The sequence below is a fragment of the Herbaspirillum rhizosphaerae genome, assembly GCF_001189965.1.
In the GTDB taxonomy this organism is placed as follows: Bacteria; Pseudomonadota; Gammaproteobacteria; order Burkholderiales; family Burkholderiaceae_D; genus Herbaspirillum; species Herbaspirillum rhizosphaerae.
The window spans coordinates 352002-366556 of record NZ_LFLU01000001.1; the positions used below are offsets into that span (position 1 = coordinate 352002).

The 14555-nt window shown below is 59.6% G+C and carries 11 protein-coding genes; 4 read left to right on the plus strand and 7 right to left on the minus strand.

The window, feature by feature from the left end:
- Nucleotides 1–397: 397 nt before the first annotated feature.
- The 3 genes from AKL25_RS23625 (at nt 398) to AKL25_RS01555 (ending at nt 5962) form a co-directional block, all read left to right on the plus strand.
- The gene (locus AKL25_RS23625) at nt 398–4216 is read left to right on the plus strand and encodes a M48 family metallopeptidase (protein WP_083444532.1); all 3819 of its coding nucleotides are present in this window, start codon (nt 398–400) and stop codon (nt 4214–4216) included.
- Nucleotides 4217–4221: 5 nt separating this feature from the next.
- Nucleotides 4222–5451 carry an FAD-dependent oxidoreductase gene (locus tag AKL25_RS01550; RefSeq protein WP_050475871.1) on the plus strand — a complete coding sequence of 410 codons (1230 nt, stop codon included), beginning with the start codon at nt 4222–4224 and terminating at the stop codon, nt 5449–5451.
- A gap of 79 nt (nt 5452–5530) precedes the next feature.
- A complete protein-coding gene (locus tag AKL25_RS01555) occupies nt 5531–5962 on the plus strand; it encodes a hypothetical protein (protein WP_050475872.1) in 432 nt (143 codons plus the stop codon).
- A gap of 21 nt (nt 5963–5983) precedes the next feature.
- On the opposite strand, the gene AKL25_RS01560 is transcribed toward AKL25_RS01555, so the two are convergent.
- From AKL25_RS01560 to AKL25_RS01575, 4 genes are all read right to left on the minus strand, one after another.
- Entirely contained in the window at nt 5984–7240 is a 1257-nt protein-coding gene (locus AKL25_RS01560) for an MFS transporter (protein ID WP_050475873.1), read from the minus strand.
- 215 nt (nt 7241–7455) lie between these two features.
- Complete coding sequence (locus tag AKL25_RS01565; RefSeq protein ID WP_050475874.1) at nt 7456–8319, minus strand: NAD(P)-dependent oxidoreductase; 864 nt, start codon at nt 8317–8319, stop codon at nt 7456–7458.
- A 267-nt stretch (nt 8320–8586) separates the two neighbouring features.
- Nucleotides 8587–9453 (minus strand): type 1 glutamine amidotransferase domain-containing protein, encoded by an 867-nt coding sequence (locus tag AKL25_RS01570; protein ID WP_050475875.1) that lies wholly within the window; start codon nt 9451–9453, stop codon nt 8587–8589.
- A gap of 29 nt (nt 9454–9482) precedes the next feature.
- Nucleotides 9483–10298 carry an SDR family NAD(P)-dependent oxidoreductase gene (locus AKL25_RS01575; RefSeq protein WP_050475876.1) on the minus strand — a complete coding sequence of 272 codons (816 nt, stop codon included), beginning with the start codon at nt 10296–10298 and terminating at the stop codon, nt 9483–9485.
- Nucleotides 10299–10567: 269 nt separating this feature from the next.
- On the opposite strand from AKL25_RS01575, the gene AKL25_RS01580 reads away from it, so the two are divergent.
- Nucleotides 10568–11515 carry a GlxA family transcriptional regulator gene (locus AKL25_RS01580; protein ID WP_050475877.1) on the plus strand — a complete coding sequence of 316 codons (948 nt, stop codon included), beginning with the start codon at nt 10568–10570 and terminating at the stop codon, nt 11513–11515.
- Nucleotides 11516–11532: 17 nt separating this feature from the next.
- On the opposite strand, the gene AKL25_RS01585 is transcribed toward AKL25_RS01580, so the two are convergent.
- The 3 genes from AKL25_RS01585 to AKL25_RS01595 form a co-directional block, all read right to left on the minus strand.
- Nucleotides 11533–11991: a MarR family winged helix-turn-helix transcriptional regulator gene (locus AKL25_RS01585; protein ID WP_050475878.1), complete on the minus strand. Its 459-nt coding sequence runs from the start codon at nt 11989–11991 to the stop codon at nt 11533–11535.
- A 40-nt stretch (nt 11992–12031) separates the two neighbouring features.
- Nucleotides 12032–12421 (minus strand): tautomerase family protein, encoded by a 390-nt coding sequence (locus AKL25_RS01590; RefSeq protein ID WP_050475879.1) that lies wholly within the window; start codon nt 12419–12421, stop codon nt 12032–12034.
- Nucleotides 12422–12537: 116 nt separating this feature from the next.
- Nucleotides 12538–14112 carry an FAD-dependent monooxygenase gene (locus tag AKL25_RS01595; RefSeq protein ID WP_050475880.1) on the minus strand — a complete coding sequence of 525 codons (1575 nt, stop codon included), beginning with the start codon at nt 14110–14112 and terminating at the stop codon, nt 12538–12540.
- Between the last annotated feature and the right edge of the window lie 443 nt (nt 14113–14555).

The window sequence follows — 14555 nt, forward strand, 5'->3', positions numbered from 1 at the left end:
ACAACTTGGCTCCGGTACCTAGATTGGGAGCTTGAAGGCAAGATCCTCGAGAGGACGCGGCTGCTTGTATTGATACGACTTGGTATGTTTTTTTATTTCTCAGAAATTTTAGAGAAGTCGCTGCGATCTGCTGGACAACACTCCGGTTGAACAACATAATTTGGCAAAAAATTTCATAAACATCGGGGAAATGCATGGGTTTGCATTCGTCATTTTGCGCAATTGATTTTCATCCTTGTCGGGTGCGCACCCGACATCAACTTGATCCAATCATTGGAATCTCTGCAAGGCATCGTCTCGTCAGCCACTGACGATTTCTTAAAAAAATCTTTGTCCGAAAATCATCGCGGTGATGCATGGCGGTGATGCAGGCATTCGTAACATACATGGAGCATACGTGGAAAATATCTATCCGATGGGACCGGAGGGTGTATCGCGCGATTTTGCGAAACCAACCAGAAATTATAAGAATAAGGCGTGGCTGGCAGTCGGCGGGCTGGGATTGTTCATTGCCTTATATTTTCTGCTGGCAGGCTGGTTCGTTCTCATTGCTTATCGTCTTCTTGCGCATGCGGTAGCCGGCGGAGGAAATTCATTTTGGGTCTTCATTGCCGGTGTGTGCGCTGCATTCTTTGCCGTGTTCATGTTCAAGGCGTTGTTCCTCGGCAAGCAAAATTTCAAGATCGAGGACAAGGAGGTCACGGCCGAACAGCAGCCACGTTTGTTTGAGTTCCTATATCGCCTTGCCGACGATGCAGGTGCACCGCGTCCGCATCGTGTGTTTCTGTCGCCTCGCGTCAATGCCTCGGTGTTTTACAACTTGTCAGTGCTGAACCTGATTTATCCGTCCAAGAAGAATCTGGAAATCGGACTGGGTCTCGTGAATGTACTTTCTCTGAGCGAATTCAAAGCGGTTTGTGCGCATGAGTTCGGCCATTTCGCACAGCGTTCGATGGCGGTCGGCAGGTGGGTTTATACGGCACAACAGATCGCTTCCAAAATCGTCGCCAGGCGTGACGCGCTGGATGGTTTTCTGAACGGGCTGGCGCGAATCGATATTCGCGTGGCGTGGATAGGCTGGATCATGCAGATTATCGTGTGGTCGATCCGTTCGCTGATCGATTTTGCATTTCGCGGAGTAGTCCTGGCGCAGCGTGCCTTGTCACGGGAAATGGAAATGCAGGCGGATCTGGTCGCCGTATCGCTGTCCGGCAGTGATACGCTGATTCACGCATTGCATCGCCTCGGCGCTGCCGACGATGCGTGGGATCGTGCTGCCAGATTTGCCTGGAGCGAAGCTGCCAACAAAAGTGTCGTCCGCGATGTGTATGCTTTGCAATCGCGCATCATCGAACATCTTTCTGTGGTTCTGGATGATCCCCTCTATGGCAAGCATCCGCCGTTGCCGTCTGAAAACCCGGAAATGCATCGGCTGTTCAGGGCCGACTTCGCTTTGCCGCCGACGATGTGGTCGACGCATCCGCTGAACTTCGAGCGCGAGGAAAACGCGAAACGCCGGTATGTTCCTGTGGAGGCCGACAACCGCAGCGCGTGGACCTTGTTCGACGATGCACAGTCGCTGCGTGAAGAAGTTAGTGCGAGGTTGGCAGGCACAACGGAAGAGGCGCCGGTTCTGATCGAAACATCGCTGGCCAAATTGGACGAGCAATACGCCTGCGAGTATTTCAAACGCGCCTATCGCGGTGCGTATCTGGGACGCCCGGTTACCTTGCAGGCGGCGCAGGTTGCCGATCTTTTCGATGCCCAGCGAGCTGCGAGTGTCAAGGATCTGGATCTGCTGTACCCGGAGTCGCTGGCTCAGGATCTTGAGCAGGTGCGCAATCTGGAGAAGGAAGTCGCGTTGCTTGAATCGCTGCGGGACAAGACTTTCGTTCCTATGGATGGCGTCATACGTTATCGCGGCAAGGAGATCCGCCGCAATGCCTTGCCTGATATGCTGATCGAGGTCTTGCGAGAGCGCGCCGAGGTACGCGAGAAAATATGGGCGCACGACTATCTTTGTCGCAGCGTCCATCTGGCGCTGGCAAAAGAATTGGGACAGGGATGGGATGCCTATCTGCGCGAACTGATTTCGATGCTGCACTACGCCGACCACAGCGTAGCGCGTTTGCGCGAAGTGCATGACGTGCTGCGCAGGCGGCTTAACGCAGAGACCGCTGGCGGACAGGCCCGTGCCAGCAGCGACGGCGTGGTTCGCATCATCGCAGCAGCAGGTGAGGCGCAAAGAGTTCTGGACGACGTGTATACGCATGCTCACGCGATTGTCGTTGATGATTCTTTTGTCGCAGGTTTTGGAACTGAATCGTTTGAAGAGAAGCTCGGAAAGTTCGGCTTGCTTCCACCCCACAGAGAAAACATCAGTAACTGGCTGAATGCAGTCGACAGCTGGTTTTCGCATACGCAGGGCGTGTTGCAGTCGCTGGGATCTTGCGCGCTGGATCGGCTGCTGACCTCCGAAGCCGCCGTTGCAGGATGGGCCAGGGAAGGAGCTACGCCTGACGAGGCTCCGTTACCCGTCGCGCTGCCGGAGAGCCGGGAAGCATTTGTGCTCGACACCGATCGTACCCGTGACATCAAGCCCGGCGCCTGGCAACGGTTTCAGTCAGCACAAGGGTGGACTTACGGATTGGCGCGCTTCGCAGTCGCCGGCGGCATTATCGGCGGCGTGCTGCTGGTCGGTTCTTCGCTTTCTTCCCTCGAAGTTGCTGTTTACAACGGATTGGGGCGCACCGTACAGGTCAGTATCGACAATCGCTCGGTCACCATACCGCGTTACTCGTACCGCGCCGTCGGTGTCTCGCATGCCGATAGTTATCACGTTGAGACGCGTGATGAAAGCGGTCGCGTGATTGAATCCTTCGATGGGGATACCAACAACGGAAACGTCGGGTTGTTTTATAACGTTGCAGGGGCAAGTCCGTTGGTTCAGTGGACGGCGACATACGGCGCCGCTGCGCCGCAACCTCCGAAGATGATCGGCGCTGTGCGTTGGGGTAACACGAGCGTTGACGACTTGTTCAAGGAGCCTCCGCAGTCGATTAAAAGCAAGACGGGCGGTATACGTACAGTATTGAGCGCTGCAGGCAGTGCAGACGCCACAGAAACGTTGTCGATGGTTCCTGTCGATGCGGCGGCGCAGGTGGTTGCTGCGCATGCGCGGTGGGATGAACGCGGCGACCGCAACGTAGCCGGCTGGTTGAATTTGGCTATGAAGCAGCCGGGCGGCAACGATATTTTACGTGAGCGGGCCGAGCGTGATCCGAACGATATTTTGTCCTTACGCTATGTGCAGGACAGTCTGACGCCGGACGATGCTGCGCGTTTTTGCCAGACGCAAACAGCGCAATCACAGGCGTTTCCGGATAATCCCAATTTCCGCTATATAGCCATCCGCTGCATGCCAGAGTCACCGGCAAAGCTCAAGGCGTTTGACGATGGTCATCGACGCTGGCCCCAGCACGGTTGGTTCGCCTATGCCGCCGGTTACACAGCTCAGGAGAAACAGGATTGGGCGGTCGCCAGCAATCTCATGGCTGTCGCGATGCAAAACGAACCGGCATTGACGGATAATCTGAGCCTGGAACTGGCGCGCATGCGGCGATTGCAAAAGGCTGACCCGCGGGTGGATGTCAGTGATCTTGCCGCGCAATCGCCTAGTCTGCGGATGCTGCTGGCAATCGATTCCGGCAAGGACATCGGCGATGGCCCGCTCACGGCATATCACGATCTGGCAACAGGACATCTCGATGCCGCGATAGCCAAAGCGAAAGGCACGGGTTATGCAGAACGCATTACCCGTCTGGCGGCGGCCAGCACCGGCGCTTCGCGTGCATTGATGAGTGACGCGCTGGCCTTGCCGTTGCGCTACGACGAATCCGATGAAATCAGCGTATTCGCCGCCATCGCTGTGGCCTTGCGTACAGGCCGTGATATCGCTCCCTATCACGTGCTTCTGGAGCGCATGGGACTGGGGCATAAGGCACCGGGGGAGTTTGAGCAATTGTATCGTTTTGCCATGGCGCTGCGGGATGGCAAAGTGGCCGAGGCGGATCGGCAACTTGATGGCCTGTCGATGCAAATCCGAGGGATTGCCCACAGCATGGGTGTCTCTGTGCTCGGTGCACGTGCGCCAAGGAACTGGCAAATCGGTGCGCGGTGCATTTTGTTCGGCGCCGAACGGCCTTATCTTGGATGAAATCAATGAAACAACTGGACGTTGCGATAGTCGGCGCCGGCCCGGCCGGACTAGCCACCGCACTGTATTTGCAGAAGTCAGGTCATCGCGTCACTTTATTTGAACGGTTCATCGAACCGGCGCCGATCGGTTCTGGCCTGATTTTGCAACCGACCGGTCTCACGGTGCTGGATGATCTGGGACTGTTCGATGAAATCGCAGCGTTGGGCAATCGCATTGATCGCCTCTGCGGCTTCGACGCGCTGTCTGGCCGGACGGTGCTGGATGTGCGCTATGCCGCGATCAAAGGTGGCCGGTTCGGTATCGCCGTGCATCGCGCTGCGCTGTTTCATGTCCTGTATCAGGCCGTAGCACAGGCCGGCATCGCCATCGAAACCGGTCTTGATATCGTCGATCTGGATATCAGCGGGGATCGTGCATGGTTGCTGACGAATACGGGGCGACGTATCGGGCCGTTCGATCTGGCGATTGACGCAAGCGGCGCTCGCTCCAAGATCAAGCGACATGCCCGGCAGCCTCGCGAACCCAAGCCACTGCCTTACGGTGCATTCTGGGCTTCATTGCAAGCTCCCGAAAGTGCGTCAGGTAATACTTCGCTGGTGCAGCGCTATCAGCGGGCGTCCACGATGATCGGTGTGCTGCCCATCGGCAGGCCGGCACCGCAAGCGCCAGGGATGACGGCGTTCTTCTGGAGCACCAAGCCCGACGAGCTTGAAAAACTCCGCGAGAAGGGAATTCAAAACTGGAAAGACAGTATCTGGAAGCTTTGGCCCGAGTGCGAGTTTTATCTTAATCAGATCCACAGTTTTGAAGACATGACACTGGCGCGTTACGGCCATCATACGTTGCCGACGCCGGCCGGAAAATGTCTGGCGATTATCGGCGACGCTGCGCACTCGACGAGCCCGCAACTGGGGCAGGGAGCCAATATGGCATTGCTTGACGCGCGCGCGTTAAGTCACGCGTTGACGCGGTCGCCTGATGTCGCCAGCGCACTCTCGCGCTACGCCGCATCGCGCCGGATGCACGTCCAAACCTTCCAGGCGCTCTCTGCGGCATTTACGCCTTTCTATCAATCCGACTCTGTCTTGCTGCCATTTATCCGAGATCGGTTCGTTGCGCCGCTTTCGAAAGTTTCTCCTGGTCCACAGCTTCTTGCTTCGATGGTGGCGGGAACCCTTGTCGACCCATTCAAATCGATTGGTCTGCAGGAGCGGAACTGGCAAAGTGCATGACTGCTTCGATCGCCCGCATGCCGGGGTAGTCTCATATGCTACGATGCCTTTATTCTCATTATCATTTTCAGGCGGGTACATGGCGCAGTACGGATTGGACTATCGTGGCAGACACATCACCGTGCTCGACAGCATTCATTCGGACAAGGGCGGCGTGGCCTGCACCGTGCATATCGGCGACGACATCTATCCCAATATCAAGGGCGCGCCGTTCGCCAACGTGGGGGCGGCGCAAGCTGCCGGCGCCGCATTCGCGCGCGCATTGATCGATGCCATGCTTGACGGCGATGCGGTGGAGCACCAGGGCTATTTCATCCGCACCAGTAGCCTGGAACAGCGCGACGGCTCCTGGCTCGGCGGTTATCAGCTGCATCGCAACGACAATCCGGTGCCGTTCCGCCGTGCCACTTGCGACGATTTCCGCGGCAACAGCTCAACGGAAGCGGAAGAACACGCCATCACCGTGGCGCGTCAGGCAGTGGATGCCGACGTCGCCGCCGGCAAACTCTGAGTTTCTCCCGGTTTTTCTTCCTCAGGGCGCAGCATTGGCTGCCAGCGCCGCCCGTTGCTGGATCCCGCGGCTCAGACGCCACACCAGCGTCAACGCCACCAGCGATGTGCCGACCACGACATAGCCGATGACGTCGAAGTTCTGCAACTGGCCGTCCGGGCTGAAGGCGACGATATGACCGGCTACCACTGACGCCAGACCTCCCGACAACTGCTGGATCGATGCGCTGATCGCGTTGAAGGAACCGCGTTGCGTTGCGGCAGGCACCGACGACACCAGCGCCTGGAACGGAATCATGCGCGAGAAAATCCCCAGGAACAGGACGACGTTCACAAAAATCACCACCGGCATCGTGACACGGCCCAGATGGGTGTAGACCAGCACCATCACGATGGACAGGCAGGTGCCGAACAGGAACACGCGGAACTTGCCGACCTTGTCCGCCGCCTTGCCGATCATCGGTCCGATGAAAATCGTGAACAAGCCGGTGATCAGATACACCGACGGCAGATGGTGCAGATCAATGCCCAGGTTCGCCACCAGATAAGCGCTGCTGAACGGCATCAGCATGAAGCCGCCGGTCATCAGCAGGGCAGTCGTGGCAAACGCCATCAGATAGCGCGATTCGGTCACGGTGTGGAACAGATGCATCCACGCGCTGTGTTCGCTCGGCATTTTCAGATGGTCGGCAACAGGTTGCATTTTCCAGACCACGACCAGTCCGCCGACGGCGCCCAGGCCGGCCATCGCCAGGAAAGGGATATGCCAGTTCCAGCGATTCGACAGATACAGCCCGATCGGAATGCCCAGCACCTGGCTGGCGGCAAAGGCGGTCTGGATCATGCCCATCACGCGGCCGCGCATGCTCAGCGGGAACAGGTCGGTTGAGATCGCCAGCACGATGGAGCCGATCACGCCGCCGAACAGGCCGGTGACGATACGCGCGGCCAGCAGGCTTTCAAAGCTTTGCGCCACGCCGCACCACAGCGTGCCGAGGATGAAGCCGGTATAAAAGAACAGCAACAGGCGCTTGCGGTCGAAGCGGTCGGCAAAGCCGGCGGTGAGCAGGCCCGAGATGCCGGCGCTGAATGCATAGGCCGACACCACCAGGCCGAACTGGCTGGGCGCAATCTGCATGGCCGGCATGATCACGGCGCCCAGCGGCGACATCAGCATGAAATCGAGGATCACGGCAAATTGCAGGAAGGCCAGCATGCCGACGACGAATTTCTGGTAGCGGGAGAACTGGGCAGGTGGAGCGGAGGTTGCGGTAGTCATGTTTTCTTTCTTGGGAGGACAGGCGCGTAAGGCTGGGATAGCCATGTAGACGTATCAGAGCGCGGGATATTGTATCCGGCCTGAAAAATAGCGCGAAGTTTCTCTGCAAGAGCCCGCTGCTTGTTCCTTGTTGCTTGCCGGCCGGCTCGGAGCGGCCGGCCATGCGGAAGCGAGCTTACTTCTTCTTATTTCCTCTCATTTCCGCGCATGTCATCTCATCGGACAAACAATTGCACGACGCTGGTCATGTTCGATGGGCCCAATCCCTTACGCATGGCTTCCTGGAAGATCTGTCTGGCTGCGGCAATAGTCGGCGCCGCTTCCCGGGATCCTGCTGCCTCCAGCGCATAGCCGAAGTCCTTCTCGATCAGTTCTACCGGAAACCGCGGCGAAATGTCCTCTGCCAGCATCAGGCCGGCGATCTGCCGCGCAGCCGGGCTGGAGACCGCGGTTTGTCCAATGACGTTGAGCGCGCTCGAGGCGTCTACGCCGTTGCGCTGGAACATGCCCATCAGTTCGGCCAGCGCCGTGACCTGGATGCCGAGCAAGGCATTCGTGCCAAGCTTGACCAGCGCGCCGGTGCCTAAGGGGCCGACCAGATGCAGCGCAGAGCCCAGCACCTTGAGCAGGGGTTCGCAGCGATCGAAGGTCGCCTGGTCGCCGCCGATCAGATAGACCAGTTGCGCCGCCTCGGCTTGCGGGCGCGAACCGGCGACCGGCGCCTCCAGCAGCGACACTCCGTGTTTGCTTGCCGCGTTACCCAACTCGCGCACCCAGTCCGGCGATAGCGTAGAACTTTCGATCGCCACGGCGCCTGCAGCCATTCCCGCCAGGGCGCCGGTTTCCGGATCCAGCCACACCTGGCGGGATGCCGCATCGTCGCGGACCATGGCAAAAACGAAAGCCGCTCCCCGGGCGGCTTCTTTCGGGGTGCCGGCCTGCCTGGCGCCGAGGGAGACAAGTTCAGCCGCGGCAGCCGGGCTGCGATTCCAGACGGTGACCTGATGTCCTGCTTTGAGGAGGTTCAGCGCCATGCGCGAACCCATGGCGCCCATTCCTAAAAATGCGATATCGCTCAATCTGTACTCCCGAATATGAATAAATAGCCTGCCGAAATCAGCGTCCGCGCACGGAAACGATGCTTGTCGTCAATCATGATGCAACGCTGCGGCATGGTCTGTCGCAGTATAGGATTTGAGCTCGCGCGATGCTTGCCCAATCCTCCATTCTTCTGGCCTATCTCTGCAGATAAGAAGGCGACATTGCTTCCCGGCCCGGATGGGTACAGGCAAAAAAAGACCGGTGGCAGGTTCCACCGGTCTTCGATCAGGCTGATTCAGCACAATTCAGCGACGAAGGGCATTCAGCTGCCTGACCAGGACGTCGCCGAATTCCGGGGCGGACATCGGTTGTTGGCCGGTAATCAGTTCGCGGTCCACGATGACATTGCTGTGCCAGTTTGCCAGCGTGTCGACATGTGCGCCGGCTTCGGCCAAGGCATTCACCGGATAGAACTGGACGTTGCCGCCCAGACCAGACGGACCTTCGAGCTGTTGCTCTTCGCCGGTGGAGAACACCGTCAGGCGATATCCGGCGTATGGCCATCCCGCCGCCAGCGCGTTGGCCTTGCCGTCGTTCGCGATCATCGACGCGACGAAGGCATCCGGATCACGAAGCGCGGACAGCAGGACAACCGGTCCGTGGCAGATGATGCCGGTAGGGCGATGGCTCTCATGGAAGTTCGCAAGGATCTTGCCCAGGTTGCGATCCTTCAGCAGATCCGCCATCGGTGCGTGGCCGCCGGGAATGAACAGGCCGACATAGCCGCTTGTTCCTTCTGCCACAACGGAGGCCAGTGTCTTGGGATGTTTGAGTTGTTCGATTCCTTGCGCGTATTTCTCCGCCGCAGCACGTGCCGCCTCATCGCCGCCGAAGAACATCTTGTTGTTCGAGTTGGCGTCCATGACAGGCAGGTCGCCCTTGGGATTGGCAATGACCGGCTCGTAGCCGGCTTCCACCAGCTTGCGATAAGGGACGACGAATTCGTTGAGGTAGTAGCCTGTCGCGTATTTCTTGCCGTCGCGCAGATCCAGTTCCTGCGCGCTCGACATGACCACCAGCACTTTGCCGCGTGATTGCGCCGATGCGGAAGGGGGAAGGGCGAAGCTGGTCGCCATTGCCACGATGGCGGCGCCGATTTTGAGAATGTTCATGATGTTCTGTTCCTGTGTGAATGAGGGACTCAAGCCTTGCCGCTCGAGACGGCATAGCGCGGAGCCGGCTTGGCGTTGCCGAACTTCGCGCTTAACGCGCGGCGATCCGCTTCCCAGCGCGCCCAGATCTCGTTATCGTGCAGCGGCGGGATGGTGACCAGTTCGCCCTGATCCAGGCCGGCCAGCGCCGCATCGACCAGGTCTGCCGCCGTCATCGTATTGGGAGATTCCTTTTGCTTCGAATAGCCGGCGACATCCCAGAATTCGGTGGCAGTGGCTGCCGGCAACACGGTCTGAATGCGTACGCCCTTGTCGGCGAGATCGCGCTGGAGCACGTGACCGAAGCTCAGAACGTAGGACTTCGACGCGCTGTAGACGCTGTTCAGCGCCTCGACGGCGATACCGACGGCCGAGCTGATGTTGATGATCGTGCCTGAGCCCCTGGCGGCAAAGCCCGGCGCCACGGCATAGGTCAGGCGAGTGAGCGCGGTGATGTTCAGGGAAATCATCGCTTCCATGTCGTCGACATCGCTATCGAGCACCGACGCCACCGAGCCGACGCCAGCGTTGTTCAGCAGCATGCTGATGCGCTTGTCGTCGCGCAGGACGTTTTCGACGCGGGAGAGATCGGCCTTGTCGTTCAGGTCGGCAGCGATGGTCGTCACGGAACGGCCGGTTTCCGCCGTCAGGCGGGCGGCCAGGGCCTGCAGGCGGTCGGCGTTGCGCGCCACCAGGATGAGGTCGTAGCCGCGTTTGGCCAGGCGGTCGGCGTACACGGCGCCGATGCCGGCGGAGGCGCCGGTGATCAGCGCGGTGCCTTTGAGGGAGGTATTGGAGGAGGTCATGGCAGTTTCTCTTTCAGAATGTTTACCGGGCGGGATGCCGGGTACAGGAGGTCATTCTGACGTTGAAGCCGGATATCCTCAATGACGTAGATGCAATGATTCAGGTCATAAAATTGTTGTCTTGACGATACCTCCATGATGGCGTGCTGACGCAAATAATTCCTTGATGCAAGCTTGTGGTGGTTTCGTCTGGCCCGAATTACGAATTCTTCTTGAATGTCTTTTTTACGCTATATTCAAGGTATTACGTCAATTTCAGTGAGACATTCATGCATACCGTCGGACTCGTTGTTTACCCGAATTTCCAGGCGCTGGGCCTCGCGGTTGCGAGCGTCTTCGAATACACGAATCTCTTTCGCGGCGAGCGGGCGTATCAATTTCGCCTGGTGTCCGAAGACGGCGGCCCCGTGATGACGTCCCAGAGCTTTTCCGTCAACACGGATCGCTTGCGGGATTCGACCTACGACACGCTCATCGTGGCCGGCGACAATGAGTGCCGTCTTCCGCCTGCCAGCCTGCTGGAATACCTGCGCGATGCGCCGAGCCAGAGCCGGCGTGTCGCCGCAATCTGTACCGGCGCGATCGTGCTGGCCGCCGCCGGGCTGCTCGAAGGCAAGCACGCAACGACGCATTGGTTTCATGCCCAGGAGTTTAAAAAACAATACCCCAATGTATTGCTGGACGAAGACCGCATCTTTGTCGTGGATGGACAAATCTGGACCTCGGCGGGCATGACCGCAGGGGTCGACCTTGCGCTGGCCATCGTGGAAAAGGATTTCGGTCTGGACACGGCGCGCATGGTCGCGCGCAAGCTCGTGGTGTATCAGCGGCGCGGCGGCGGACAGTCGCAGTTCTCGGCGCTTCTGGAGCTGGATGCCAAGTCCGACCGCGTGCAGCTGGCGCTGACGCATGCAAGGGAAAATCTCGGCAGCGATCTCTCGGTGGAAAACCTGGCGGAAGTTGCACGACTGAGTCCGCGTCAATTCAGCCGGGTGTTTCGTGAAGAGACCGGACAGTCTCCCGCCAAGGCGATTGAGCGCCTGCGCGTGGAGGCCGCGCGGCTGATGATGGAAACCACCCGCCACCCGATCGAAGTCATTGCGCGCGAGACCGGATTCGGCGATCGGGAGCGTATGCGGCAGGCCTTTCTGCGCGCCTTCGGACAATCGCCCCAGGCGATACAGCGCACCTCGGCGGGAGCGGCGCTGGCCCTGTGAAGCAGCGCCGCTCCTGCTCAGTCTTGCAAAAAGGCCTCGGCGAATTCGTCGGAAAAAATATCCGCCAACGCAAAACGCAGCGCTTGCGACCGATCCGGCCCATAGGTTTTTTCAAAACGGGCCTGGGCCTTGCGCCACAGCAGGTTCGCTTCGTTCAGCTTGGCGCGGCCCGATGGCGTCAGGGCGACGCGGCGGCTTCGTCCATCCTTCGCATCCCTGGTCTGCACCAGATAGCCTTCGCGCTCCAGCGGCTTCAGATTGTGGGCCAGCGCGGAACGGTCAAGCACCATCGCATACGCCAGTTCGGACATGGTCGGTTCGCCTGCGCGCTGGACATGGACCAGAACCGAGCGCTGGGATATGGTCAGCCCGCACGGCGCGAGCACGCCGTCGTATAACTGGGTAACGCGGCGGCTGGCCTTGCGCAGCGCGGCGCCGTTGCAGACAAGTGGATCCTTGGCGCTTTGCTGGGTCAAGGCTTACCTCCGATTGAGTTCATGGATTGTTCCCGCCGCATCATGCTTCGTTCTCGGACCATTCGGGGCTGAAGCCGCCCAGCGTCGGGTGATACATCTCGTCGCCCGAGTGCTGTGTGAATTCGACATTCAGCCGGTCTTCGCGCAGGCCGAGGATGTCGATGCAATCGGCGCAGAGCGCCTTGGCGACTTCCATGCGAAGTTCCGGCGTGCGTCCCTTGCGGATGTCGCACATCAGAACGGAAACGGGAACCGGATCGCCGTCCACCGTTCTCCAGACGCCTCCCTGTCCGACTTCGCGAATGGCGATGCTGATGCGGCGAATGTCGACCGTCATGAGATCGGCATAGGTGATTGCCATTTTTTTGGCGAGTGCTTTCTTTACATCGACGGGATAGCTGTCGTTGACGTCCAGTTGCAAGTAGGGCATGGCATTTCTCCTGAGTCATTTGCCGAAGGCGCGGCGGTGAAGCATGCGCACGGGAAACTGTTGAATATACGTGCATATGCAAGTATTTATAATTTAATTGCATATGCCAGTATTTGTCAAGGAGCTGCCGCCCGGTCGTCTGCCCGGTCTTGCTGCATCGCCTGTTTCCTGTTTTCGCGAAACCATCGCGCAGCGGCCCGGGCAGCTTCTTCCGGGATGGGTTCACCTTCGCAGGTCCAGGCGACGATGCCGTCAGGGCGCACCAGTACGGCGGACAAGCCGAGCGTGTTCGCGGCATTGCCTGCGACATAGGCGATGCGCTCGCTCCAGCGTTCTGCCATCGCTTGCAAGGGTTTGCCGGCGCCAAAGTCCAGCATGAGCCCCTGGCCGTTGCGGAGATAGTCGCCCAGCCTGCTGCCGTCGCCGAGAGCGAAGTCGGGAGCGCTGCGGCCGGCCAGCGGATGGCCGTCGCCCAGCTCGTAGCGCAGCGACAGGCCCCAGACACGTTCGGCGAAATAGGTCGCGCCGTCGCGCGTTTCGATGAGGTCGCGGATGATCGCTTCCAGTGCGCGTGAACTCCGCCCCGGCCGCATGAGGCCGACCTGGGCGCGCGACCAGTCAAGTATTTGCTCGCCTGCGGGATGCCGCTCCGCGCAATAGCTGTCGAGCAAGCCGTCCGGCGCGTCGCCGCGAATGGTGGCCGCCAGCTTCCAGCCGAGATTCATGGCGTCGCCCAATCCCAGGTTGAGCCCTTGTCCGCCCAGCGGAGAATGGATATGCGCGGCGTCGCCGGCGAGCAGCACGCGGCCCTTGCGGTAAGACGTTGCCTGAAAGGCGCGGTCGGTCCATGTGCTGGCAAGTTTGAGCGCCGTCACCGTGACGTCGGTGTCGGAGACATGCCGCAATACCGACTGTACGTGCTCCCGCGTGATCGGCTGCGTGCGGTGAAACGCGCCGCCGTCGAAATCGACCATGGCGACGGTGCCGGGCGGTTGGCAGGTATACATTCCCGCAGGCGTGTAATGGCGCCCCGGAGCGAGCTTGTCGGGATCGGCCATCTCGATTTCAGTGGAATAGCCGGTGAATTCCGGTTCGGTGCCGATGAACTCGAAGCGGCCAAGCTTGCGCACGGCGCTGCGGCCGCCATCGCATCCGACCAGCCAATGCGCGCGGAAGGTCAGGCCGCCGCCGTGAATCGTCACCTCTTCATGCGACTGCTCGAAGCGTTCCACGCCCAGTCCGCGCCTGATGTCCACCCCCATCGCCTCGGCCTTGGCGGCCAATACGGATTCGACATGTTCCATGGTGCTGACCATGCCGGCATCGGCCGGCCCCGGCAGCAGGCAGGGCCACTTCGTGCTGTCGATGTTGTCGCGATAAAACTGGATGCCGGCGAAATGGCCTCCTGCCGGACGAGGCTGTTGCATCCAATGCGCAGCGGGGGCCGTGGCGCCGTCCCGATGTGGCGGCGCCTTTAGCGCCTCGAGCAAGCCGCGCCGGTAGAAAGATTCGACAGTGGGGATGGACAGGCCGCGCATCCCGAAAGGGAGCTGCTTCAACGGGGACTGTGGATCTTCGGCTTGCTCCAGCACCAACACGGAGAGACCGGCGAGGCGCAGCTCGCAAGCCAGGAATAAACCGACAGGACCGCCGCCGGCAATGGCGACATCGTAGATAAATGCATCGTGCATGACAACTCCTCTATGGTCGTTCGACCAGAACGGTTCATTGTCTTGAGAACCGCACGGACGAACAAAGAACGCCTGGATGGCGTCGTTATTCGTCGTGGGACTCATGCACGGGCATGGACAGAGCTTCCGCTTGCGGAAGGACCTGGGCTGGACCACACCAAGTCTGCCTTTTTCGACGTGCGTAATATAGCCGCTGAACGGCAGACGCACAAGAGTTCATTGTTCCCCGTAGTCCGCTAAGTCAGAGCCTGTCCGTCATACGACAGCAGCGTGGCGATCGTATCGGTTGCACCGGCGAGGGACGGAGCCGTGCGATGAAATATCGCCTTTTCGTACCGGCAACCACGTTCCGGCGGGAATTCGCGAGGATGGCCGCTAGATTCAGCGACAGTCCGGCGGCAGGAATTGCTGCCGGCGAGATCTGCCTCAATCCACAAAATGAA

Coding starts and splice junctions, on each gene's coding strand:
- AKL25_RS01580 (WP_050475877.1), top strand. CDS start 10,568: ATGCATACCGTCGGACTCGTTGTTTACCCGAATTTCCAGGCGCTGGGC.
- AKL25_RS01570 (WP_050475875.1), bottom strand. CDS start 9,453: ATGAACATTCTCAAAATCGGCGCCGCCATCGTGGCAATGGCGACCAGC.
- AKL25_RS01575 (WP_050475876.1), bottom strand. CDS start 10,298: ATGACCTCCTCCAATACCTCCCTCAAAGGCACCGCGCTGATCACCGGC.
- AKL25_RS01560 (WP_050475873.1), bottom strand. CDS start 7,240: ATGACTACCGCAACCTCCGCTCCACCTGCCCAGTTCTCCCGCTACCAG.
- AKL25_RS01590 (WP_050475879.1), bottom strand. CDS start 12,421: ATGCCCTACTTGCAACTGGACGTCAACGACAGCTATCCCGTCGATGTA.
- AKL25_RS01555 (WP_050475872.1), top strand. CDS start 5,531: ATGGCGCAGTACGGATTGGACTATCGTGGCAGACACATCACCGTGCTC.
- AKL25_RS01595 (WP_050475880.1), bottom strand. CDS start 14,112: ATGCACGATGCATTTATCTACGATGTCGCCATTGCCGGCGGCGGTCCT.
- AKL25_RS01550 (WP_050475871.1), top strand. CDS start 4,222: ATGAAACAACTGGACGTTGCGATAGTCGGCGCCGGCCCGGCCGGACTA.